This is a genomic window from Verrucomicrobiia bacterium, from assembly GCA_036405135.1.
In the GTDB taxonomy this organism is placed as follows: domain Bacteria; phylum Verrucomicrobiota; class Verrucomicrobiia; order Limisphaerales; family JAEYXS01; genus JAEYXS01.
This window is the reverse complement of the sequence record DASWYF010000048.1, coordinates 277,797-301,252: the sequence shown is the minus strand read 5'-3', so window position 1 is coordinate 301,252 and position 23,456 is coordinate 277,797. Positions and strand designations below refer to the sequence as shown.

19 protein-coding genes are annotated in these 23,456 nt (G+C 57.2%); 5 read left to right on the top strand and 14 right to left on the bottom strand.

The genetic code is table 11. The features are described 5' to 3' along the window. Positions 1-624 precede the first annotated feature (624 nt). Entirely contained in the window at positions 625-1,077 is a 453-nt protein-coding gene (locus tag VGH19_23100) for a hypothetical protein (protein ID HEY1174273.1), read from the top strand. A gap of 86 nt (positions 1,078-1,163) precedes the next feature. On the opposite strand, the gene VGH19_23095 is transcribed toward VGH19_23100, so the two are convergent. The 5 genes from VGH19_23095 to VGH19_23075 all read right to left on the bottom strand — a co-directional run bounded on the left by VGH19_23095 (position 1,164) and on the right by VGH19_23075 (position 5,766). After that, complete coding sequence (locus tag VGH19_23095) at positions 1,164-1,847, bottom strand: DUF1080 domain-containing protein (protein ID HEY1174272.1); 684 nt, start codon at positions 1,845-1,847, stop codon at positions 1,164-1,166. 633 nt (positions 1,848-2,480) lie between these two features. After that, entirely contained in the window at positions 2,481-3,572 is a 1,092-nt protein-coding gene (locus tag VGH19_23090; GenBank protein HEY1174271.1) for a chemotaxis response regulator protein-glutamate methylesterase, read from the bottom strand. Positions 3,573-3,574: 2 nt separating this feature from the next. Next, a complete protein-coding gene (locus VGH19_23085; protein ID HEY1174270.1) occupies positions 3,575-4,432 on the bottom strand; it encodes an HDOD domain-containing protein in 858 nt (285 codons plus the stop codon). Further along, positions 4,420-4,941: a chemotaxis protein CheD gene (locus VGH19_23080; protein HEY1174269.1), complete on the bottom strand. Its 522-nt coding sequence runs from the start codon at positions 4,939-4,941 to the stop codon at positions 4,420-4,422. The genes VGH19_23085 and VGH19_23080 overlap by 13 nt, the downstream gene beginning before the upstream one ends. A 3-nt stretch (positions 4,942-4,944) precedes the next feature. Continuing rightward, a complete protein-coding gene (locus VGH19_23075; protein ID HEY1174268.1) occupies positions 4,945-5,766 on the bottom strand; it encodes a protein-glutamate O-methyltransferase CheR in 822 nt (273 codons plus the stop codon). Between the two features lie 252 nt (positions 5,767-6,018). Here VGH19_23075 and fliW point away from each other — a divergent pair, with 252 nt between their 5' ends. The 4 genes from fliW (at position 6,019) to VGH19_23055 (ending at position 10,755) form a co-directional block, all read left to right on the top strand. After that, positions 6,019-6,453 (top strand): flagellar assembly protein FliW, encoded by a 435-nt coding sequence (fliW, locus tag VGH19_23070; GenBank protein HEY1174267.1) that lies wholly within the window; start codon positions 6,019-6,021, stop codon positions 6,451-6,453. Between the two features lie 4 nt (positions 6,454-6,457). Further along, complete coding sequence (gene csrA, locus VGH19_23065) at positions 6,458-6,712, top strand: carbon storage regulator CsrA (GenBank protein HEY1174266.1); 255 nt, start codon at positions 6,458-6,460, stop codon at positions 6,710-6,712. Positions 6,713-6,757: 45 nt separating this feature from the next. Beyond that, the gene (locus tag VGH19_23060; protein HEY1174265.1) at positions 6,758-7,561 is read left to right on the top strand and encodes a flagellin; all 804 of its coding nucleotides are present in this window, start codon (positions 6,758-6,760) and stop codon (positions 7,559-7,561) included. 254 nt (positions 7,562-7,815) lie between these two features. After that, entirely contained in the window at positions 7,816-10,755 is a 2,940-nt protein-coding gene (locus VGH19_23055; GenBank protein ID HEY1174264.1) for a PAS domain S-box protein, read from the top strand. Between the two features lie 85 nt (positions 10,756-10,840). On the opposite strand, the gene VGH19_23050 is transcribed toward VGH19_23055, so the two are convergent. The 9 genes from VGH19_23050 to secG all read right to left on the bottom strand — a co-directional run bounded on the left by VGH19_23050 (position 10,841) and on the right by secG (position 23,439). Next, a complete protein-coding gene (locus VGH19_23050; GenBank protein HEY1174263.1) occupies positions 10,841-11,635 on the bottom strand; it encodes a hypothetical protein in 795 nt (264 codons plus the stop codon). 287 nt (positions 11,636-11,922) lie between these two features. Further along, positions 11,923-12,579, bottom strand: a complete 657-nt coding sequence (locus VGH19_23045) for a type II secretion system protein (protein ID HEY1174262.1) — start codon at positions 12,577-12,579, stop codon at positions 11,923-11,925. A 68-nt stretch (positions 12,580-12,647) separates the two neighbouring features. Then, positions 12,648-16,862, bottom strand: coding sequence for an MBG domain-containing protein (locus VGH19_23040; GenBank protein HEY1174261.1), 4,215 nt, complete (start codon positions 16,860-16,862; stop codon positions 12,648-12,650). A 295-nt stretch (positions 16,863-17,157) separates the two neighbouring features. Continuing rightward, positions 17,158-17,613, bottom strand: coding sequence for a hypothetical protein (locus VGH19_23035; protein HEY1174260.1), 456 nt, complete (start codon positions 17,611-17,613; stop codon positions 17,158-17,160). 7 nt (positions 17,614-17,620) lie between these two features. Beyond that, on the bottom strand, positions 17,621-18,586 hold the full coding sequence (locus VGH19_23030; protein ID HEY1174259.1) for a type II secretion system protein: 966 nt from the start codon (positions 18,584-18,586) through the stop codon (positions 17,621-17,623). 760 nt (positions 18,587-19,346) lie between these two features. Further along, entirely contained in the window at positions 19,347-21,014 is a 1,668-nt protein-coding gene (locus VGH19_23025; protein ID HEY1174258.1) for a VCBS repeat-containing protein, read from the bottom strand. A gap of 162 nt (positions 21,015-21,176) precedes the next feature. Beyond that, a complete protein-coding gene (locus VGH19_23020; GenBank protein ID HEY1174257.1) occupies positions 21,177-22,250 on the bottom strand; it encodes a type II secretion system protein in 1,074 nt (357 codons plus the stop codon). Between the two features lie 23 nt (positions 22,251-22,273). Continuing rightward, on the bottom strand, positions 22,274-22,726 hold the full coding sequence (locus VGH19_23015) for a hypothetical protein (protein HEY1174256.1): 453 nt from the start codon (positions 22,724-22,726) through the stop codon (positions 22,274-22,276). A gap of 200 nt (positions 22,727-22,926) precedes the next feature. Continuing rightward, the gene (gene secG / locus VGH19_23010; protein HEY1174255.1) at positions 22,927-23,439 is read right to left on the bottom strand and encodes a preprotein translocase subunit SecG; all 513 of its coding nucleotides are present in this window, start codon (positions 23,437-23,439) and stop codon (positions 22,927-22,929) included. Positions 23,440-23,456 lie beyond the last annotated feature (17 nt).

Genomic DNA, 23,456 nt, shown 5'->3' with positions numbered 1-23,456 from the left:
GGATAGCACAGGCCCCCGTTGACCTTAAAAACAACCGCTCAACCGCTTAAATCAAAATCAAGAAAACCGCCACGCGCGTTCTTTCACGCGCCATTCATCTCCTTTTGTACGCTTGGCTCAGCTCTGTGGTTTGCTACTGTTCTGAAATTTGAAATCTTGGCTGTTGCCTATCGGCTATTCTCCACTCCCCCTCCGTTACCTCTGCGCCCTCCTGTTCTAATTCCCACTTCTGTTAAATCTTCCCCATTCGGTTGAAAACTCCACCCATTCTTCTTCCTCCCCTTTTCGCGTATTTAGCGTAGTTCGCGTTTAAACCCTCCTCTCCGCGTTCTCCGTGCCTCCGTGGTAAATTTCCGCGCCGACCCGACTTGAGACATTAGACCTGAAACCTGAGACTTTCCCTCTCCCATCCGTGTTTCTTCTGTGTTCAATCTGTGGCTAAAACTTCGCCCCATAAACCCAACCCCCTGCCCTCCAACCCCTTCTAACACACATAAAAAGTTATCCACATTATTCACATGGACAGCCAATGTCCTACCCCCTTGATATGATGCTAGGCGAACTCTGGTGATATCCTTGAGGCGTTGAAGACCGAAGCCGCCAGAGTGAGGAGATAGAATAGATATGACTCAGTTGAATCAACCCTCACTCTTCGAGGCCGACTCTTGGTTTCCCCATTCCCGCCCCGTTTTACTTTTGCAAGAAGTCGCCGATGCCTTCGTGATTTCCACACGCGCTGTCCGTGATCTCGTCGATGAAGGCGTCCTCGTTGCCGCCGGTGTCCACAGCCATGCCACACCTGGCCGCGTCCACCTCCGCATCGAACGCTGGTCCGTCATCGCCTGGCGCTTGAACCTCCTCGCCGAGCAAGGCCAGCAACTCCCCTTCAAAGAATCCCCTCAAGTCACCTGGTGGCGCGCTGAATTATTGAAACGCCCCAAACTCGCCCCTTGCACTCCCGGCCGCAAACTCACCGCCACCACCACGCCCATGAAGAAAGCCCGCAAAAAGAAATGCACCACCAAAAAATCCCCACGCGCCATTTCCTCCGAATCACTGGACGACCCCACCCGCTAGAGCTTTTCAAGAAATACTGTGGCCGATAGGAGCGCGGATTTTTTGCGTCAGGGCTAGGCTTCGGCGAAGGAGCAGTCTGAAAAATCCTATTGCCCCGCCGGTGCCACCGGCTTTCCCGGCGCAAGCGCCCGCAGCTTCACACTCTTGAATGCCGACTCCGTCTGATACGATGCGATCCCGAACGGCACATTCTGTTCGATGTCACCCGCACGCATGCTGATCTTCTTCCCCTCCAGCTCCACATCCGCGAACTTCTCCCCATCGATCCACGCCTCGATCTTCTTCCCCGTCACCTTCACCCGCACCTTGTACCACTTCTCCTTCTCGAACTTCATATACTTCGTCGTCTCATTCTCAGAAGCATCCATCAGGTCGATGCTCGAGATCCCCACCACCGCCCCGCCCCATCCCCCCATCACAAACGTGCAATGCTCCTTCCCCACCGGAAACGTCAACGCGCAAAAAAAATCCGACCCCACCACCTTCTTCCCCTCCACCTCCACCTCATAATCCGTCGTCGGCACCGCATTCGTATACGTCACCCCGCTCAAAGTCTCCCCCATCCCCATCTGCAACACCCCATTCTTTACCTCGATAGCCCCTCCGCTCGGAAAATCCGCCGGCTTCCAGCCTTTTAACGTTTTGCCATCGAACAACGCCTGCCACTCCGGCTCCTTCGTCACCGCCTTATCCTCCGCCCTCATCGGCCCAGTCACCACGCACAAAGCCAATACCGCACACACCCACATGAAATGAAAACGAGATGTCATAAGCTGTTGCTGTTACTACCACCCAAAGTAAGCCGCCCAGCCCGCTTTGGGAACTGCAAATCCATCATCACCTAAGACGCCCTCAACCTCACCACTCTTCACTCAAAATCACCCTCACCCTGAATCGTTTTAAAAATAGTGTGGCCGATTGAGGCGTGGATTTTGGGGTTCTGGCGAGGCTTTGGCGAAAGAGCAGTTTTGAAGTTCCTTTCCCCTCTGTGCTCTTTCTGAGCATTACCCACAAGTGGTTATACAAGGAAGACAGCATCCAAAACAGCCTGAAGCCCCTTATCAAGGTGGGGCAAAGCTGCCGCTTTGCCCTGACTTTGGCCTTCACCGCCGACCTCTCAAATGAAACCGGCCCCCGAAAAACGCAGCTCTCCCTGTCCTCAGTCTTGTTCATTCACACTTTATAGACTGGTGGGTAATGCTCAGGTGCTCTTTCTATGCCTCCGTGATGATCCCACCCTTCCATCGCCTCCATTTTCCCGCCTTTGAAATTTCAAAATCTGAAAATGTGAAACCCTCGGCTATTAGCTATCCTCCACCATTGACCCTGTCTCCAAACGGCACCCAATAGTGAACCCGACTCGAAACTCAAAACCAGAAACACGAAACTTCCGCTCCGCCCGCCTACCCTGCGCTCAGAACCGCCTCCCGCCGCGCCGCACAATGCCGCACCATCAGCCCTGCTATCTCCGGCAGCCCTGCCACAGCAGATGCCCCCCCCATCCGGATCGCCTCCCGCGGCATGCCGAACACCACACACGTCGCCTCATTCTGTGCGATCGTGAACGCACCATTCTGCCTCAGATTCACCATCCCGCTCGCCCCATCCGCCCCCATCCCCGTCAGCAACACGCCCAAGACATGCGGCGCTGCACCCGCCTTCACCGCAGAATCAAACAGGATATCCACCGCCGGACGCTGATGATGCACCGGCGGAGCCTCACTGAGCGCCGTGATATAACCATTGCCATTCCAGCGCACGAGCAGGTGATAACCGCCCGGAGCCACGACGGCTTGGCCGTGCTGCAACACCTCGCCGCCTTGCGCCTCTTGCACATGGAATGGGCAGAGGTCATTCAGGCGATTGGCGAAGGCCAGGGAAAATTTCGCAGGGATATGCTGCACGATGCAGATCGGCGGCAGGCCATCAGGCAACGCCGTGAGCACTTTCTTGAGCGCTTCCGTGCCACCGGTTGAAGCGCCCATCACGATCAGTTGACGTGAACCAGATCCACTCAAACGCGGTGTGGATATCACAGGCGCTTTGACGATCGTGCGAACGGGCGTCTCAGCTTCCTGCGAGGAAATATTATGAAGCGATGCTTGCGCGGCCGCTTTGATCTTCTGCGCCAGCCGCCCGTCAGCCCACGCCGAAAACGAGCCGCTCGGCTTGTCCAGCACATCCACCGCCCCCGCCTGCAAGGCCTCCAACGCCTTCGTTGACCCTTCGGTCGTGAGCGAGCTCATGACGATCACCGGCATGGGCCGGTGTTTCATGATGAGGCGCAGAAAAGTGATGCCATCCATCTTCGGCATCTCTATGTCGAGTGTGAGAACATCCGGGTTCAGCGCCAGGATCTTCTCACGCGCGGCATAGGGATCGATGGCCGTGCCGACGACCTCGATCTCCGCCTCCTTCGCCAATGTCTCCGTGATCACCCGGCGCACCACCGCCGAGTCATCCACGACTAACGTTCGTATCCGTCTCGTGCTCATGCTCAGGCAGATATGGCATTGATGTTGAACAGCGCCTCGATCCCTGCGTAGTGATCGTACGTCTCGATCATCAGCCGGGGAAGATCATCCCCGCGCAAACCGAGCATGCTCAAAGCCTCGCCGCGCCCACGCAGCGCGAAGGCTTGATGGCCAAAGCCATTGCCGATGAAATACGCGATCATGTTCCCCAAGTACACGCACGAAGCCAGCTTCTGGTGCGGTTGCGCCGCCGCCGGATGATGATGGAACCACACCGCCGCGACGAGCGGCGCCGGAAACTTCCAGTTCGCCAGCAGACGTCCGCCGATCTCCGCATGCTGCACCCCCAGGAGACGTTTCTCCGTCTCCAGCAGAGATTGCTGGTTCGTGTCCACCTCATCCCGCAGCTTTTGATAGATATGTTCCAGCGCCCCCGAAAGGATCACTTTGCCGATGTCATGCAGCAGACCCGCAGTGAACGCGACATTCTCATCCACATCACACTCCGCAGCGATCAATTGCGCCGCCACCGCACTGGTCACAGAATGCTTCCACAACTCGCCCTCATCCATCCCATAGCCCTTCTGGCTCGGAGACAACGTGCGGCTGCCGCTAAGACCCGCCACGAGGCGGAAAACCAGATGAAAACCCAGGCGATTGACCGCTTCTTCCAGATCAGCGACCGGAGTTGAAGAAGCGAGATAAGCACTGTTGCACACCTGCAACAGGCTGGCCGTGAGCGCAGAATCATACTGGATCAGCTCCACGATGCGGCCGCTGTCGATGTTCGGCTGACCCAGAAGAGTCAGCAACTTCGGCAAAACGCGCGGTGCAGGAGGAAGGTGTTTAACCTTCTGGATGTAATCGTCTAGCTCTTGCATAGATTGGTCTCCTTGATCTGGCCTGAAGTCTTCAATGTCACTTCGCCGGTGGCGATATGAAGATACATGGTGCGGTTCACAAGACCGCCGACTTCCTCGGCCTGTGGCTTTAAACCGTGCTTTGCGAAAATGGCGGACATGGCCTCGTAGTTGCGGCGGCCGATGTTGAAGAACCCGCTGTTGTCCATGATCTGCGCGCCCCCAGCCACGTAGATTTTCAAACGATACTTTTCAGCCTTGAGATCGTAAGCGGCGCGGAAAAGTGCCGGGATGCCAGTATCGATGAACATGGCCGGCTGGTTCGCGGCTTTCACGGAATCAATCGTGGAATCCGGCAGCATGGCGTGCAGCAAACCTCCCACGCGTACCACGGGATCATAGATGGCGATGCCGATGCACGACCCCAAGGAGTATGTGCTGAGAATAAGATTCTGGTTGTTGGTCACCGCGAAATCCGCGATGCCCACCACGACCTTGTGTTCAAATCCGACTAGGCTGGGTGAAGGCATAGACTAGTTGGTGCGGCGATAGATGCTGGGACGGATGCACTTGAGCGGCGTGCTCAGGCCCGTGAGGCTTTCCGAGTGCCCCACCATCAACCAGCCCCCTGGCCCCAGGCAGCTATGCAGATGATTCACGAGTCCGTGTTGCGTAGGCCGGTCGAAATAGATCATCACATTTCGGCAGAAAATAGTCTCGAACGGCCCGGAAAAGGGGTAATCCCCGAGCAGGTTCAACTGCATGAACTTGATCCGCGCGGCCAGTGCGGGCTTGACGCGGTAGTAGCCAGCCCATTGCTTCTCACCCCGCTGGAAGTGGCGGCGCAACCATTCCGGAGGCAACGTGTTCAGACGATCGCTGGCGTAAACACCGGCTTTTGCCTTATCCAGCGCCTTGGTCGAGATATCGGTGGCCAGCACCTCCCAGTTCCAGCCTTGGGCGAGCGGAAAATGTTCCGCGAGGTAGATGGCGATGCTATATGGCTCCTCACCCGTGGAGCACGCGGCGCTCCAGACTTTGAAAGCCTTCTGCCCCGGCTTGATGACGCTGGGCAAGGCTTCGTTCACCAGCGTTTTAAAATGCTGTTCCTCACGGAGGAAGCTGGTGAAGTTGGTGGTGAGAGCGTCCACGGTATGCGTCAACTCATTCTCTCCTTCGCGAGAGCGCAAGTGGTCGCAGTAGGTGCCCAGGTCTTCGATGCCCAAGGCGCGCATACGCTTGCCCAGACGGGCGCGGATCAACGGCTTCTTGCCTTCGTGCAAGCGAATGCCCGAGCGCTCATAGATCAAATCAATGATGTAGGCGTAATCACTGGCGTCTTCCGTTATAGGCATATCAGGGCGCTTTAAGCCCATTGGTTGTACGGCATGGGCCGAGGTACACATCGGCAAGCATGGCCATCGGCTTAACCAGATTGAGTGCCCGTGGACGGGATTATTTTTCCGGGCGGGAAATGGGAGGAATTTGCCGGGCGAGCTTATCAAGCCCGGCAGTTTTTGGGAGGTTTTTGCCGCTTCCCGGCGCAAAAGGCCGTGTTTAAAGGGAAAACACCCTTGGCATGGGCTGTGCTAAACAGCGTTCAGAATATGATCGCTGTCGAATCACCAACCTTGGAAATGATGGAAGCAGAGCGCGAGAACATCGTGCAACTGCCGCTGGGCCTACTGGGTTTTGAGACCATCAAGGAATACGTCCTGCTGACCGAGCCGGGCCAGGAGCCCTTCCGCTGGTTGCAGGTGCTTAACGATCCGTCACTCGCCTTTCTGGTCGTCCCGCCGTTTGATGTGCTGCCGGATTACGCGCCGCAGATCAGCCCGGAAGATGCCCGGTTCCTCGGGCTTGTGAAGCCGTCGGACGCCTTGCTCTACAACATCGTCACCCTCAGGAACACCGGTGCCACCGTGAACCTGAAGGGGCCGATCGTCATCAACCGTTACACACTGCGCGGTAAACAGGTCGTCATCGCGAACGCCGCAAATTACTCGCTCCAACATCCCCTGCCCGCTGCTGAGGAGGCATAAACGCATGTTGATCCTTTCACGCAAAACCAATGAGTGCGTCGTCATCGATGGCCGCATCACCGTGAAGATCGTCCGCGTGGACGGTGAAGTGGTGAAGATCGGCATCGAGGCCCCCGCCGATGTGCCCGTGCATCGCCTCGAAGTCTATGAGGAGATCCAGCGCAACAACCGTGAGGCAGTCACGAACACACGTTCCGCAGTGCCGAAGCTGCCGGTGAAGAACACCAATGCCGCCACACCCGTGGCGACACCCGCTTAACCAAACAATTTTTAAACCCAACCAACTAACAACATACAATAGTCTATGGTCATCAACACCAACATGTCCGCCCAGGTGTCTGCACACAATCTGCAGACCAGCCAGATGCAACTGAGCAAATCGCTCGCCCGGCTGAGTTCCGGTTCCAAGATCGTGAGTCCTTCGGATGACGCGGCCGGTTTGGCCGTGGCGACCCGTCTGGACGCTCAAGTCTCGCGTCTCGCGGCCGCCGGCTCCAACGTCGGCAACGCCGTTTCCTTCACTCAAACTCAAGATGGCTATCTCAAGAAGATCGGCAAGGCGCTCGACCGCATGAGCGAGCTCTCCATCCTCTCGCAAGACATCACGAAGACGGATGCGGACCGTACGTTGTACAATGCGGAGTTCACCCAGCTCGCCTCTTATGTGACGGATGCGTCGCAGAAAGATTTCAACGGCGTCTCGCTCTTCTCGGCGAACAGCCTCGACGTGACGATCGATTCCGAAGGCGGCTCCTTCACCATGTCCGGCGTCAACCTCGGCACCGCTGCTTACACCGGCGCCACGGCGGCCTCCATCAGCACGACGACTGCCGCAGCAGCCGCTCTGACCAGCGTGAAGACGGCCATCAACCAGCTCTCGAACGACCGCGCGACCATCGGCTCCTACCAGTCCCGCCTGAACTACACCGCCGAGCAGCTCACCATCAGCAAAGAGAACCTCACGGCCGCCAGCTCCCGCATCCAGGACGTGGATGTGGCCGAAGAATCCACCCAGTTCGCCAAACAGAACATCCTCGTGCAGTCCGGCACCGCCATGCTCTCACAAGCCAACCAGTTGCCGCAGAGCGTGTTGAAGCTCTTGGGTTAATCACTAGCTGATTTCGGGGCGCGCTGATGGCTTAGCTGTTGGCGCGCCTTTCTCCTTTCAGGAAATGACCAATGTCGAAATCCGATTGCCAAAGGAATGAAGGAATGACTAATGACCAATGCATCCTAAACTTTTCATTGGTCATTAGTCATTCCTTCGTCATTCGGATTTCGACATTGGTCATTTCCTATAGGGGATTTTAGTTGAGTGAACGCAAGATGGGCCTACCTTTTAATCACTGACACCGCGGCTGTATGAACGAGCTGCCATCGCCTATGGGGATCACGCACACCACGCCACCGAGCCGCTTTCGGATATTGATCCTGGATAGCAATCCAGGGGATGTGGCGGTATTTCTCGCGCGGCTGACGCAAGAGGGGTGGAATGTGGACCATGCGGCCACCAGTGATCGTGACGAGTTCAAGCGGTTGGTGGAAAGGGAGCAGTTCGATGTCATTCTTTCTGAGTTCACCATAGGCAATTGGACGGCACTGGATGCGATCCAGATCTTGCAGGAGCAGCAAGTGGATACGCCGCTGATCCTCGTGACAGGCACCATGGGGGATGAACTCGCGGTGGAGTGCATCCACCAAGGGGCTTCAGATTTCATCCTCAAAGACAGCCTGGCGCGTCTGCCGCTGGCCATCCAGCGCGCCTGTAAAGAAAACCGCCTCTTACGCGAAAAGCAAAACATCGATGAGGCATTGCGCCTCAGCGAAGAAAATCTCCGCCTCTTGATCGATGGCGTAAAAGACTACGCGATCTATTCCCTCGATTCTCAGGGCCGCATCGTCAGTTGGAACGCAGGCGCCGAAAGGATCACCGGCTACCAGGAAGCGGACATCCTCGGCCACGCGGCAGATATCTTTTATCCGGAATGGGAAAAAGACCGGTTTACCAGCATGGCCGCCAAGGCCAGGTCGGAAGGCCGTGCCGAAATGGAAGGCTGGCGTATCCGCAAGGACGGCTCCCGTTTTTGGGCCCACGTCATCATGGCACCCGTGACGGACGGCAACGGCCTCCTGAAAGGCTTTTCCAAGGTGATGCGCGACATCACCGAACGGCACCGCATCGAAGCCGAGCTGCGCTGCAACGTGGAACGCTCTTACGAGCAGCAATCTGCCCTCTCCGAACTGATCCGCAGCGATGCGATCAAGGGCGATGACCTCGGAGCCGCTGTGCGGCGCGTGTGCGAGATCAGTGCGCGCACCCTGGGTGTCGTCCGCGTCAGCTTCTGGCGCTACAACATCGAGCGCGACGCCATCGTCTGCCTCGAACTCTACGAGCTCTCCACCGGAACCCATTCCTCCGGCACACAGCTCAAACTCAGCGACAGCCCTCAATACTTCAATGCGATCGGCAACAGCATGTTGATCTGCGCGGAGGACGTTGCTACCAGCCCCCATACTGCGGGTCTGTACGAGCACTATCTCAAGCCTTTCGGCATCAGTTCCATGATGGATGTGCCCGTCTACCTGAACGGCCGGATGGAAGGAGTCCTCTGCCATGAACACATCGGCCCCATCCGCGAATGGCAGTCCGATGAAAGAACCTTCGCTCTCGCCGTGGCCAATGTCGTCTCACTCGTGCTCGACCAGCACGAACGGCGCCTCACCGAACTCGCCCTCAAAGAATCAGAACACCGCTTCCAGCAACTCGTGAACGTCGTCCAGCAGGTCTTCTGGCTCAAAAACTCAGACGGCTCCCAGATCATCTACATCAGCCCCGCCTACGAATCAGTCTTCGGCCGCCCACGCATCGAACTCATCCGCAACGCCGCCCTCTGGGTGGAGACGATCCATCCTGACGACCGCCCCCGCATACGCCGGGCCGTCGGCATGCTCAGCCAGGGCGTGGAATACAACCTCGAGTTCCGCATGGTCCGGCCCGACGGACAGATCCGCTGGATCAGGGACCGCGGTTTCCCCGTGAAGAACGAACTCGGCCAGATCGTCCGCTCCGCCGGCGTCGCCGAAGACATCACCCAGCACAAACAGCTCGAAGCGCAATTCCTCCAAGCCCAAAAAATGGAGAGCATCGGCCGCCTCGCCGGCGGCGTGGCTCATGACTTCAACAACATGCTCACCGCCATCCGCAGCTTCGCCCTCCTCGCCCGGGACAGTGTGGACCCGGAAAGCATGACCCATAAGGATCTCGAACAGGTGCTGGAAGCCACCACTCGCGCCGAAGGCGTCACCCGCCGCCTCCTCGCCTTCGCCCGCCAGCAGGTCTTCCGCCCGGAAGTCATCGAGCCAAATTCCCTGCTCAAAAACTTGCAGAAAATGCTCGGACGGCTGATCCGTGAGGACGTGGTCCTGGAATTACACCCCGGCGAACACGTCGGCTCCATCAAGGCCGATCCCTCCCAAATGGAGCAGATGATCATCAACCTCGCCCTGAACTCCGTGGATGCCATGCCGCGCGGAGGTCTCTTGAGCATCAGCAGCGCTCCCGTCTCCCTGGAAGCAGAAGAAGCGCGAAAACTGGACCTCCAGCCTGGACGTTACGTGCGCCTCCAAGTGACCGATAACGGCATGGGCATGAGCGATGAAGTGAAAGCCCACCTCTTCGAACCCTTCTTCACCACCAAACCCACCGGCAGCGGCACCGGTCTCGGCCTGGCCACCGTTTACGGCATCGTGCACCAGACCGGAGGCGCCATCTCGGTGGAAAGCGAACTCGGCAAAGGCACCACCTTCGCCATCCTCCTCCCCGAGACCACGGAAACAGCCGAAGTAAAACTGGAAACCACCAGTGACAGCCAATCCCTCCGCGGCAAGGAAACCATCCTCGTGGTGGAAGATGAGACCACCGTCCGCAATCTCCTCGTAAAACTGCTCAAAGGCAAAGGCTACACCATCCTGGAAGCCAGCAACGGCGAAGAAGCCCTCAAACTCATCACCCTCCTGGGCAAAGTACAAATAGACCTCCTGCTCACCGACCTCGTGATGCCCAAAATGGGCGGTCGCGAACTCGCCGAGAAAGTGCGGGCGTTGCGTCCAGAGCAGCCCGTGCTGTTCATCTCGGGCTATTCACGGGATTTCTCGGGGAATGAACCCCCCCCTCCCTTTGATGCATTGCTTCTCAGCAAGCCGTTTGCGCCGGACCCACTGCTACAGGCGGTTCGCGCAAGTATAGACGGCAAAAAGCCGGACAGCTCTGCCGGGCAACAGGGGAGCATTCACTCAGTTTGACAGATCAGGGAACAGCTGAGCGGGCACTCTGGTTAAGTGCGAGATCAATCATGGGAGCAGGTGCTCCCGCATGACTGGCCAAGTTTCAGAAGAAAACTCGGCGGGCACCTGCCATCATCATGCAGGCAAAGGAGGCGATCAGGCCAGGATGCCACTCGGGAACTTTGGGACGGGGAGTGTAGGTGATATCGAAGAGTGAGATCCACTGGTTGCCCGGATTGTTCGGAGCGGCGTAACTTCCGCTATTTTCGTTGCCGTAGGTGAAGGTGAAACTGTTGATCGTATTGGTTCCGGTGAAACCGTAACCGACATTGCCACTGGAAGAGGTATCACTCGCACCGTCAGTGCCATATACGTAAACATTGGTGCCTGTGCCCGTTTTGGCATTGTCACTGGAAGTCGTGATCGTTGTCGGTGCCACCAGGGTGTTGTTCAGGTTTTTACCCAGCAGCACGATCTTATCCGTGTAACCGCTGTCCGAACCTGCATTGCTTCTGTCCACATCGAAAAGCGAGAAGCTGACATCTTGGACACCTTGCGCATAATTGAAGGTGACGGTGACTATGAGCGTGGAGTTTCTGCTGTCATAGTTCATGTTCATGAACAGAGCCTGTTGTGCCGGACTGTTGTAACCGCCAGTCAGATCTGTCACGTCGTTGACATCTTGCGCGAGATAGCCCGTGGCACCAGAGATGGTGATGGTGATGTCGTTTCCGGGATTGCTCGAGTCAATGTCGAAAGACCCGGTCAAGTTACCGCTGCTCCAGTTCACGCTATCCCAGTCCAAGATGACGGCGTGAGATTGGAAAGGCAAAATGCACAGAGCCACCAGTACGAGCTGGCTCAATATTTTCCCGCAGGACTGTTTGAATAGGCCCATATTTACCTACTGACAACTCTAGGACGAGGCCTCGGTTGTTAGCAACGGCAAAGGCTTATCGGAACTTGCTGAGGAAAGTTAAAAGAAGGATACCTCCGTTATCGGGAATTTTTTAACCCCCTTTAAAACGAGGGTTAAAAAGTATTAACATGTTAATAATGAACTATTTAAAAACAAACCTTGTAAAACTGAAGAGCGGTTTCTTAAAGAAGTTTTGAGGGGTTTGCACATCTTACTGAATCTGGCTAAGGGAATCCTTTACCCTCCGTAAAAATACGCAAAAGGCCCTACTCACGACCGCGATCCAATTTGCTCCACGTCCCATCCTTCGCCCCCGGTGCGCTGTCCCCTCCATGATCCACCCAGCGGCTGTCCCACTCATTCACCACAAAAGCCGCACTACCATCTCCTCGCAAAACATTCTTCCCCGTCTTGTGTGATTGCGCATACCACTCCCCCACTTGGAATGGCTCACGCGTCTCATAATCCGAGATCAACACCCGGCCCGCTGCCTTCTCCGTCCTGCTGGGACCACCCTGCCGTGTGCCCCGGAAATAATACGAACTGTAAGCCACCACCCCCGTGACACTGATGCTGTCCAGGCAATTCGTGCCGCCGGGACGGAACGTGGTCGCAGACGGACAATAGAACATCCGCGCACTGATCGTGTCTGATTTGATCATTCGCCCATAATGCAAAAGATTGGTGCCGTTCCAGATCATGTTCGTGGAATTGCCCCCCATCGTCGGCAGCTTGTCGCTGTTGTCATTGGCCGCCATGTGCCCGCCCAGCCCCATCTGCTTGAGATTGTTCAGGCACGAAGTCCGCTTGGCCTTCTCCATCGCCCGCCCCAACGCAGGCAGCATCATGCTCGCAAGGATGCCGATGATGGCTATCACCACCAAAAGCTCGATGAGACTGAACGCACGATGACGGCAGGGCATACTGATATGCTCTATATCACGCATGCCCCACCAAATCGCAAGCTTCAACTCCCGCACCTCCCCACATCTCACGGCTTCGGCACGATCCGATAGAAACGCCGCGGGAAAGAACTCATCCCCGTGTCCGTGAATTGCAACGTCGTGCCGTTCGCCGTCAACGTCGTGACCGTCGTCCACTGCACCAGATCCGTTGAAGCCTGCACGTCATATTGCTTGCCGTTCACCGTGCCAAAACCGAACCGGAACGTCCCCGGCTCACCCGGCACCTGCTCCGGCTGCACCAGCACCGGTGTCGTGATGGTGATCGTCACCGTATTCGTCGAACGCAGGTAATTGGCCGAATCCAGCGGCGTGAAGATCAATTGCAACGTGTGCGTGCCTGGGCCCAGCACCGTTCCGGCCGGCGGTGAGTATGAGTAAATACCCTGCACTGCAGCCACCGCGTTGAACTGCGCCGCACCCACCACATTGCCATACAACATCGGTGACGGAGCATTCCACGTGATCGCCGCCGCACCCTTGAAGATCGTCAGCGTCCCGGTCACCGTCCCTTGATAATTCGAACTCGTCACCGTCGCCTGCACCGGATAACCGCCGATCGCCGTCGGCGGCGTCAGGCTGCCATTGTAAGTGATCTGCAACGGAGCCTCGGCAGGCACCGGTGTCGCCGTGATCGTTCGCGGCGTCGCATTATACACCTGGCTCAGATTCCCCAAGGTGATCGCCACCGTCCGCTTCGTCACCGTCAACGTCCCCGTACCGAAGGCGAATGTGTAATTATCATCACGGCCTCCGCCATACGTCATCGAATAAGCGCCGATCGGGCTGCTTTCCGTGGCCGTCGCCACCACCACCGGCAATTCATCCAGATCCGCCAGTGACTCGCCATTCACAAACCCCGATACTGTCAGCGGGATGGTCGAATTCGGGATGCCATACATCCGCGAGACATTGTTCACCGGGAACGTCAGCCGCTTCTTCAGCACATCCAGCAAAACATAATTCGTCACCGGCTCATAATAAACCAGGTCATTCGGCGTGAACACCACCTGCAACACCTGCGCCGGACCCGCATTCAGCTTCGTGCCCAAAGGCGGATTGTAAACAAACGTCCCTGCCGCCACCGCCGTCGCATTCAGTTGGGATGCGCTTAAAAGCTCCCCATACGTCAGGTTCTCCGCCACGTTCCAGGTCAGCCCCGGATCATGCCGCAGCACCGTCAGCAACGCCTCCGCGCTATACACCGATCCCGCCGCATTCGTCACCCGCACCCGGTAACGCCCCCCCGGCCCCGCGCTCTGTTCCGGCACCACCAGCTCATACTCCGCACCCGTCGCATCCTCGATGTCTTCCTCGTCCTTCTGCCACTGATAAGTCAGTTCATAACCGCTGTACGCCTGCACGGAAAACTTCACCGTGAACCCGGGGCTTCCCCGCGTCGGCAACGGATCCTGCAGGATCAACGGCACCTGCGCGGTGAGCTGGATATACCTCACCCCGTACCTGTTCGCCACCAGCAACAGATCGCCGGAACGCGTCACCTTCGCCTGCCCTTCACGGTTGTCTCCCCCCGTCACATAAGGCACCGTCCCGCTGCTGTAACGCCCCACCTCCGTGAACGTATCCGTGTCATACACCCGCACCTCCGGCGTGTTCAACCACGGCAGATACACCCGCTTCTCAAACGGATGATACGCCGCCCCCAACGGCCCGTCCGTCGAGCCGTTCCCCACACTGTCCACCATCTGCCGGGACGCATTCAGGAACACTGCCCGCCCCTGGCTCACCGCGATCGTCTGCTCCTCCCTCTGCTCGATCCCCACATCTATCAATGTCTGCCCCTCGCTATATGTCCCCGCCAGGATGTTCGTCGCTGCCACCGAATAAACTCCGACCGTCCCGTTACCATTTTCGATCGCACCCAACGCGATGAAGGCCCCGCTCCCGCTCGCCTTCAACTGATACGCCGCCGTCGTCTCGATCTCCACCAAATGGTCGTTCGTCACATTCAAGCTCCGCAAACGCCGGCTGGAACTGATCACCGCGCGACCGTCACTTCCGAACGCCACAAACTCCGTCGGTCCCTCACCCGCCACCCGCTCAAAATTCACCTTCCGCCGCTGTCCTGTCTCCAGATTCACGATGTGTACCCAGTTGTTCTCCGCGGTCGTATCCTCATCCGCGATCACCAGCCAGCGCCCATCGGGAGACATGTCCACACCCTTCAGATTCCCACCCAGCACAAACGGATTCATATACCCCTGCTCCACCATCCCATACCGCAACACGCTCGTCCCGCTCGTGAGATACAGCACATTCCGGTACGCATCATGCGCCATGTCATAGAACTTCTCCTGCGGCACCAGATTCGCCCCCACATGGAACGTCATCGTCGTGATCCCCACCACGTTTGAAGCCGCCACCTCATACATCCCCTCTGAGGTAAAATCTATCGGATCCAAAATGAACTCGTTCCCCGTCGCCAGGAAAGCCCCGCCACCCACCTTTCGCCACCTCAACACCGGCGCCGGAAATCCCACCGCCTCCGCTGTGTTCGTCACACTGCCTCCTGTGATGCCGCCCAAAGACACCGGCTTCACCGTGAACACCGGCACATCATACAAGCTCACCTGCGCCGGATCGCTCGTCACCCCGCCGTTATTGTTGTTCACCGTCACATAATAAGTATCCACATCACCCGCGCTCAAAGAAGGGATCGTGAACACCGCATTCGTCGCGTTCGGGATCAGCGTAGTCCCCTTGTACCACTGGTAGCGCAGATTGAAGAACGTCGACACCTTTACCCGCAACGATAATGGCAATCCCGGCACTCCGAACGTGTTCGTCGGATGCATCACGATCCGCGGCGGACGCGTCGAGTAAAATATCCCGTAAAAACCATTGTTTACCCCGCCGCTTGCCCCCGTATACGTGTCCGTGCCCACCACGATTTGCGAGGCGAAATCACCCCAGAAATATCCCTCATCATCTCCCAGCAGCCTCAGATCATTGATGTTCTGCCGGTTGCCGCCCCCCAACTGCACCGCCCACTCCGTCTCACCTGTGTCATCCTTCCGGATGATGAATGCATCCAGCGCCGGCAATGAAGTGGACGTCAGATTCGTCGTCCCCAATGTCATCGTCCGGTCAAAATAACCACCCGCATAAATGTTCCCCAACGGATCCACACCCAACCCGATCGGTGTCTCCTCCCCCGCTCCCGGCACCGTGCTCGTCCACACCCAGTTGCCATCCGCATCCAGCCGCACGATGAACCCGTCATAATTTCCCGTCGCACTCACCGCCGCCGCCCCGATCACCGCCGTTCCTGTGAACATACCCTCGCACACCACGCCGCCATCCGGACTCGTGCGCACCTTCGCCAGGCTGTCTGTCGAAACCCCGCCACTCTGCCGCACCCACAACATGTTGCCATTCGCATCGTAATTCAAAATCAGCACGTCATCACGCGTAGAGACCGGATAACCCGTCGAGGCCAGTGCGATCCCTCCCGCACTGATCGCACCCGCAAACACACCACCCACATAAAAATTACCCGCGAGACCCGCCGAGATGCCCGTCGCTTGCGAGGACCCTCCAGTCACCGATCGCACCCACTGAAAATTGCCGTTCACACCATACTTCGCCACGAATAACCCCGCCCCGCTCACAAACTGCCCTCCCACCGTCGCATTGCCGCCCAACCTGCCCGTCACGGCGATGTTTCCATCCTCATCCACCGCCACACCTGCCGCATGATCCGTCAGCGAGCCCCCCAGTGTCCGCAACCACGTCATCGTCCCATCCGGTCCGTACCGCACCAGGAAAATATCCGATGCCCCTGTGCTGTTCGCCGTGATGGTGTTCGACGCATTCGTCGGAAACGCCGCACTCCCGGAAAAATCGCCCACCATCACGATGCCGCCATCCGGCATCGCCGTCGTATCCCAGATGCTGATATTGGCCGCAAACGGACGCGACCACAGCGGCGCTCCGTTCACCGGCTTCAAGATCAGCGCCGAAAAACTTCCCGCCGCGCTGCTCAAAGTGATGGAATTCTGCACAATCGAGCCGGAACCCAACGCCACTACGTAAAAATTATTGCTCGGCGCCGGTGTCACCGCACGGACGGATGCGCTCGCCAGCCCGCTGCTCACCGTGAACACATCCACATCCGGCGGCGGCGTCTGGCTCATCGCCCGTGGCGAAAACACCATGACAAACAACCACATGGCCCACACCACGCCGAACCCTTTGCTTAGAGACACACGTGCGCGCTTCATACCTTCTTTGGACATTATGATTCTGCTGGTTTTATTGCTGCCAGATCGAACAACTCCGGCATACACAACTCGCTCATCACTTAGACAACGAGCTGGCTGACTCCTCACGTTTTGAAACTTTTTATAACGTAACCTGCCCGTCACCAGATTCCTAGGATTTTCGGGCAGAATCTTCGGCTCTATTTTGCCTCCCCCCGTCTGACCTCAAAAAAATCATGCCCGCTTCGAACTCCGGACAAACAAAAAAGCCGCAGGCAACTGCCAGCGGCTTTTCTTGAAATGAACTGCGGGAACGTTACTTCTTCACCACCGTTACCTTGCCCGTCTGCGCATCGTAGTTCAACTGCTCGCCCTCCGGCAGCTTCGGCAAACGGGTGATATGACGGCTCGCCACCGCCTCCTGCAACGTCGCAGGATAGTGGCCTTTTTCCGTCTTAAACATGTCGATGCCGTAATTCAGCAGCATCTTTTCCTCTTCCGTGAGCGGACGACCGCTGCCACCCAAAAGGTCGCTGTCGTTCGTCGGTGCTGCCGCACCCGGCACCACCGCTGCTTGCGCGGCATCAGGCGGAGCCACCGGTGCCGCCACCGGAGGCGGGGCCGTGACTGCTGCCGCCGTCACATCCGAACCACCCGCTGCGGGCACTGCTGGCGGCGGAGCCACCACGTTCTCATCCTCGCTCTTGCCGCAGCCCGTTAAGACTGCCCCCAAGAGCGCTACTGCCAAAAGATTTCCCAACGTACGACGCATAACTCCCTTATTGCTTCGGGTTCAATGTCCACATGCCCGTCCGCAAACCACGGTTGCTGTTCGTCATGCCCAGCGTGGCCGTCGGCGAAATCAACTCCGCGTGACCGTCCACGAACTGGTAATTCCAGCTACCATTCGGATGATAATCCTTCTCCAGCGGATACACCCAGTCCTGCCCGCCCTGCTGTGCCGTGGCCGTACCAGTAGTCATGTGCTGGCTGGAGTTGTCGATGAACGAAACATCCGGGTGCCCCATCATGTTCGAGACATGGATGCGCTCCGTCAGCATGATCGTTTCGTCCGGGCTCTTCACGCTTGCAGACGTCAGTGCGAACTGACGGCGCGGCGTCGGGTTCGGCACGCTGCTGTTATATCCGATCACCGTACCGGTCACCGAATCGCGATCAATGGTGTTCCAAGTGTTGTAACCGTTAGCGGCAGAATTCGCCGAGGCATTGCCGAAATTCCATGCCAGACCGATGCCGGAATTGGCGGCCGGATGCGGCGGCCAACCTGCACCCGCGTCATTCTGCACATAGCGCGGCATCGCGTAAGAACGATGAATATTACGGGCGGTGGCACCCCACCAGGAAGGCCCGATGGTCTTGTCCGCCGGGCAAAGGATCACCTTCGAATAACCGGCATAATTGCCCGTGGTCGTCGCATAAGGCCCCTGCCACTGCTCGTTCTCCGTCAAACCCACGCCGATGTAATTCGCCAAAAGATCATCCCACGTCATCTCGGAACCGTATTTGAAACGGATATGCGCATACTGCAGCTTGTCCTTGTTATCCGCCTGATACATCGCCGAGGCATTGCCCACCTGCTTCAAGTTGTTCAGGCAGTTGTTCGAGATGCTGCGCTGCTTGGCTTTCGCCAAGGCCGGCAACAGCATGCCCGCCAAAATGGCGATGATCGCGATAACGACCAGCAATTCGATCAAGGTGAAACCACCGACAAGCCTGCGCTTCATCGCGGACAAAACATTTACCTGGGGACTTTTCATAACACTCGAATTATCAACAATTTTAATCAGCTTTACTTATATTTTTCCGAAATAACAAATTCAGAACTTATCACCAAAACAACAGTGCTTCCCGTCAAAGACGGTCGCTTGCCGCCCTCGGTTACACTTTTTTATCAAAAACCAAGACTTTCATTTTACTGGCTCAAACATCTAGGTCTACTAGGCAATTTGGGTGATGCGAACAGCTTTTCTATTCAATAAAATGAATAAGTCAATTTAATTTAAACCTTTAGAGCGGTTCCAGCGCATCCTGACACAGCTCCGAAATGCCAGCGGCTGAGGAAAGCAAGGTAACGCCCCATCTCCCTCTCCCCTTGGAGGGGAGAGGGCCGGGGTGAGGGGTGCCCGTCTTTTCTCCGCCCTTCTTCGGTCTTTGCGGGGGCAGTGCCCGGATGCGCCCTACTCGCACAACTCCCCCTGGGTGTGATTTTAAACGGGTGATGTGCGGGGTGGTTCGCCGTAGCTCTAACCCCCGTGCTGCCGGCTTCCAGCCGACAGTCCGAGACGTCCGTCGTAGCTCTCTACCTTTCCCTCACCCGTTTGAAATCACACTCCTCCCCCTTGCCAATCCAAGTACAGGGAACATTTTCCCGCTGAAAACTTCAAACTCTCCCCTCTGTGACTCTTCCGTGATGACCCGAACCCGAAGCCCAAAATCAGAAACAAGAAACTTCCCGCCCCCAATTCAAAACTCAAAACTTAAAACTTAAAATTTCCCACTCCCCTTCTTGATCGTGTTCCGCAATACCACCAAAGACGGCCCCACCTCATCCCACTTCAACCTCAGTGTTCCCGGCACAAACGTCGGCCCCGCATTATGCGCCCCCAGCACGATGTCCGGCGCACCATCGCCATCCACATCACCCACATCCATCGTGATCCAGCGACCCGAAAAAGCCGCCTCAAACGAGAACGCCCGGAACTGCCCCTTCACATTCTCCAGATACAGAAAACTCTCCCTCGGCGAACGCCGGTAATCGGGATAAAAGGAGATGATCGCCAAGTCTTGATCTCCATCCAGATCAAAGTCCGCCGCCATCGCCTTGTAGCAGCCATTGATGGAAAGGAAAAAAGCCTCCGTGAACTTCCCCTTGCCCAAGTTCTTGTAGATCCGGAAACCGTGATAAGGCCGCATCGGCGGCAAGTGCCCCGTGTAATCCCCATTGTCCCCGTTGCACGCCAGGATGTCCATCTGCCCATCCCCGTCCATGTCCGCCAGCTCGATCGTCGAGAGCCCCCACGCCGGATGATACTCCGCCACCGGCTGGATATCGAAACCGCCCTTCTTGTCATTCACACACACGTAGATCCCCTCGCGCGCTTGCGCCATGCTCACTGCGATGTCAGGCCATCCATCCCCATTGAAATCATGTATCCGGGCCGAACCCGCCCCTGGCCGCTCGATGATCGGATGCTCCACATAAGTCCCGTCCGCCTTCCCCTCATACCAAGCCAGCCGCCCCAAGATGTTTCCATACCCGCAATGCACCAGGTCCTGGCGTCCATCCTTGTTGATGTCCGCCAGCAACGTCGCCGCCGACCTTGGCAAACCCGTCAAAACCTCCTTCAACGCGCCTCCACCACGCTCCGGATTTCCCACTTTGATCACCTTGGCCTCCAGCAGATCGGATGGCACATAACTCCCCATCAACGTCACCAGCAGATCCTCTCCCGCAAACTGCAAGTCCACCGGCGGACTGCTAAAATTCACCGCAAACTCACGCTTCCCTTGGCCGCTCAATACCATCAACGTATTGCTGCCGCTCTCACCGTAATAGATCTTATGCGCCAGCGGATCGATCTTCACCAACGTCGCCGCCGCACCCACTCGCTCCGGCGAAGGCTGCACCTGGAAATGTTTCAACCCGATCTCGATCTGCGGCCGGTTCGTCGCCGCCGCCGTCCCCACCGGCGCATTCGCCAGATAATAAGTGCAGATCGCCCGCCACTCCTCCACGCTCATCGCGGGACTCGAGGGTAGGATGTTTGCCTCCCTCACCCGCGGATCAAGGTCCAAAGCATTCGTCCCCCCCGGATTCATTCCCAACCAATCCGCCATGCTCGGCAACACCTCCATCGCCCAAGTGATGCGGTCCAGCACCTCCGGCTCGGGCCGTAGATGACAGGCCGCACAAACCTGCTGCGAAAGTTTCTCCCCCAAGGCCAGCTCATCTGCCGTTGTCACCGGCGGACGATCAGCAGAAATGGAAACCTCCTGTTTGCCCACGATCGGCGATGGCGCCTTGCCACTCCTATCGGCGGCAGGGCTCCTCCCCAGCAAAAGTCCCAAGACCAGACAGACACCGCCCACCACCAGCAACATCGGCCAGGGCAGCGAGGGCGCAGCTTCCGCGTTCTTTTTCAATGGGCGCATGATACACGCATTATCGGCAAAGGGGTCAGTGGGCCGGATGATATGAAACTCCCCGCCTCAAGCAAAGAGTTACTGATGTCCAGCAAGGACTTTTAGGCCATCTTCCGCTAAAACAAAAAAGGCAGGCAAATGACTTGCCTGCCTTCCTGTGCAAAACAGCTTTTAGTCCTTCGCGTAAACCGTCCACGCACCGGACTGGCGGGCACCATCCGTGTTGATATTGCCCCAGGTCGTCCGGCGGTTGTTGTTCTCCGCATGACCATCCACATAGAGATACGTGAAAACATCCAGACCATGCAGCGATTTGGAATCCGGCATGTCCTTGGTCGTCTCCGTGCCCGTGTGGAACTGGTTGTTGGAGTTATGCACTTCCGCCCAACCGGCGTTACCCAGGTAATTGCGGCCCGCAATGCGCTCCGTCATGATCAATGTGCCAGAAGTATCTGTGACCATGGTCTCGGAAACGGAATACTGGTTGCGCATCTTGCTCATACGGTCGGCGATATCATCACCATACTCAGTTGGGGAGCCAGGCGGAGTGCTGGTCCTCCAAGTAAACCAGCCACCGTTGCAGTCGTCTCCGGCTTTCTTCTGCTTGGTCACGATTCCCACCGCCGTCTTCATGGCGGAGTTCGGCGGCCAGGTGTTGTCTTTCGGGATGATGTTGGCCGTCGCCGGATCAAAATTGAAAGGCGCAGCGTCACGTCCGCCATTGTGTTGCGGCATGGAGTATGAACGCCGCACACTTAACCAGACATTGTTCGGGACCGGGTTTTCGTAGACGTCCTGGCAGATCACCTTGTCTGCCGGGCACTGGAACCACTTCATTTTCATCGGCGTCCGCTGGTGCAGATTGCCTGCATTGGTGGGGTTCCAATCCATGCGCCACGTACACTGTCCATCATACAGGCTGTAAGGTGCACCGGTATAACCCATGAGATAATCATCCCAGGACCATTGGGGTCCATCAGGACCGGCTACCGTGCGTTCCAGTCGCGTAAGCGGAATCTTTTGGTTGTTGTCGCTGGAATACATGCTAAACGCAATGCCCAGTTGCTTGGCATTGGTGACGCAGTTGTTGCTCAGCGCTCGCTGTTTGGCTTTGGCCAAGGCAGGCAGCAGCATGCCGGCAAGGATCGCGATGATCGCGATCACCACCAGCAACTCGATGAGGGTAAACCCGCTGCGTACGACCTGTGCAGCGGAGGCGATGACGCCTAGGGATTGTTTCTTCATATCGGTTTTTATGTGGAGGGGGATTATTTCGGAGCCACGGACACCTGCCGCGTCTCGGCATTGAACACAAATTTGTATCCTTCCGGAGCGGGCGGCAGCTTTCTCAACACATTATATTGCACCAACTGATCCAGCGAGGTGAGCGGCGGCCAGATGTTGCCTTCCGTCATGCTGGAGCGGGTGCGCTCATAATTGGTCACTGCCAGGTTGAGATAATCGATCAGCGGGATGGTTTTGCCATCGCCATCCTCTAATTTCACCGGCGCGTCCGGCACCGCCGGAGCCGTAGGAGCCGTGGGCGGTGGTGCCGTAGGCGCAGGTGCCGCCGGAGCCGACACACTGGCACTCGCACCCATATCCACCGCAGGTTGCGCAGGCGGAGGAGGAGGAGCCACCGAAGTGTCCTCGCTCTTCCCACACCCGATCAAACCAAGCCCCAGTAATACTAATAGCCCAATAGCTTTTGAACTGTTCATGCGATACCACAGACTATATTGATTTCGATTTCAAAATTCATTAGGCACTTTGTGTGATGAGGTTTATCAACACTGATATATTATAAATACACATTATCTCATCTTATCCACCAGCGACATCGTCCATTCGTAGAACCGCTGTAAATAAAAAACGCCCCGAGAGCATCGCTCTCGGGGCGTTTTCCTATGAAAATTGCTGCTTACTGCGGAGCAGTCGGCGTAGCACCTGGGAACAGGGACTCTCCGGGCGCTGTCGGCGTAGCCCCCGGGAACAACGATTCGCCAGGCGCAGTCGGCGTGGCACCAGGGAAGGCGGAAGGCGCCTCAGTCGGCTTCGCCGGAACAGCATTCGTCTTGGGGGCTGCGGGAGCGAGCGTATTCGTCAACGTGGCCGGAGGCGGCGTCACCATTGAAGGCGTCGTAGCGGAAACCTGTTGCAGTTCCTTGTCGAACTTGTTCTTGCCCGCATTTGCCTCGTTCGTCTTCAGAATGGAGAGCAGCAGACATGCGCTCAGGAACACGCCCACCGAATAACGCGTCGCGGTCGTGAGCACGTTGCCAGAGCCCGCACCCATCACGGCGTCCGTCATGCCGCCACCGAAGGCTGCACCGGCGCCCGCTTCTTTCTTCGGCAACTGGATGAGCACCAGCAAACCAAGGAACAGGCCGGTCACAACCAGCACTGCCGTCAATAATCCGATCACTATAGCCATAATCTTTTAATCTTTCT

Excerpts from the sequence above, each read along its gene's own strand:
- VGH19_23100 (HEY1174273.1), top strand. The coding sequence starts at position 625 with ATGACTCAGTTGAATCAACCCTCACTCTTCGAGGCCGACTCTTGGTTT.
- VGH19_23095 (HEY1174272.1), bottom strand. The coding sequence starts at position 1,847 with ATGACATCTCGTTTTCATTTCATGTGGGTGTGTGCGGTATTGGCTTTG.
- VGH19_23090 (HEY1174271.1), bottom strand. The coding sequence starts at position 3,572 with ATGAGCACGAGACGGATACGAACGTTAGTCGTGGATGACTCGGCGGTG.
- VGH19_23085 (HEY1174270.1), bottom strand. The coding sequence starts at position 4,432 with ATGCAAGAGCTAGACGATTACATCCAGAAGGTTAAACACCTTCCTCCT.
- VGH19_23080 (HEY1174269.1), bottom strand. The coding sequence starts at position 4,941 with ATGCCTTCACCCAGCCTAGTCGGATTTGAACACAAGGTCGTGGTGGGC.
- VGH19_23075 (HEY1174268.1), bottom strand. The coding sequence starts at position 5,766 with ATGCCTATAACGGAAGACGCCAGTGATTACGCCTACATCATTGATTTG.
- fliW (HEY1174267.1), top strand. The coding sequence starts at position 6,019 with ATGATCGCTGTCGAATCACCAACCTTGGAAATGATGGAAGCAGAGCGC.
- csrA (HEY1174266.1), top strand. The coding sequence starts at position 6,458 with ATGTTGATCCTTTCACGCAAAACCAATGAGTGCGTCGTCATCGATGGC.
- VGH19_23060 (HEY1174265.1), top strand. The coding sequence starts at position 6,758 with ATGGTCATCAACACCAACATGTCCGCCCAGGTGTCTGCACACAATCTG.
- VGH19_23055 (HEY1174264.1), top strand. The coding sequence starts at position 7,816 with ATGAACGAGCTGCCATCGCCTATGGGGATCACGCACACCACGCCACCG.
- VGH19_23050 (HEY1174263.1), bottom strand. The coding sequence starts at position 11,635 with ATGGGCCTATTCAAACAGTCCTGCGGGAAAATATTGAGCCAGCTCGTA.
- VGH19_23045 (HEY1174262.1), bottom strand. The coding sequence starts at position 12,579 with ATGCCCTGCCGTCATCGTGCGTTCAGTCTCATCGAGCTTTTGGTGGTG.
- VGH19_23040 (HEY1174261.1), bottom strand. The coding sequence starts at position 16,862 with ATGAAGCGCGCACGTGTGTCTCTAAGCAAAGGGTTCGGCGTGGTGTGG.
- VGH19_23035 (HEY1174260.1), bottom strand. The coding sequence starts at position 17,613 with ATGCGTCGTACGTTGGGAAATCTTTTGGCAGTAGCGCTCTTGGGGGCA.
- VGH19_23030 (HEY1174259.1), bottom strand. The coding sequence starts at position 18,586 with ATGAAGCGCAGGCTTGTCGGTGGTTTCACCTTGATCGAATTGCTGGTC.
- VGH19_23025 (HEY1174258.1), bottom strand. The coding sequence starts at position 21,014 with ATGCGCCCATTGAAAAAGAACGCGGAAGCTGCGCCCTCGCTGCCCTGG.
- VGH19_23020 (HEY1174257.1), bottom strand. The coding sequence starts at position 22,250 with ATGAAGAAACAATCCCTAGGCGTCATCGCCTCCGCTGCACAGGTCGTA.
- VGH19_23015 (HEY1174256.1), bottom strand. The coding sequence starts at position 22,726 with ATGAACAGTTCAAAAGCTATTGGGCTATTAGTATTACTGGGGCTTGGT.
- secG (HEY1174255.1), bottom strand. The coding sequence starts at position 23,439 with ATGGCTATAGTGATCGGATTATTGACGGCAGTGCTGGTTGTGACCGGC.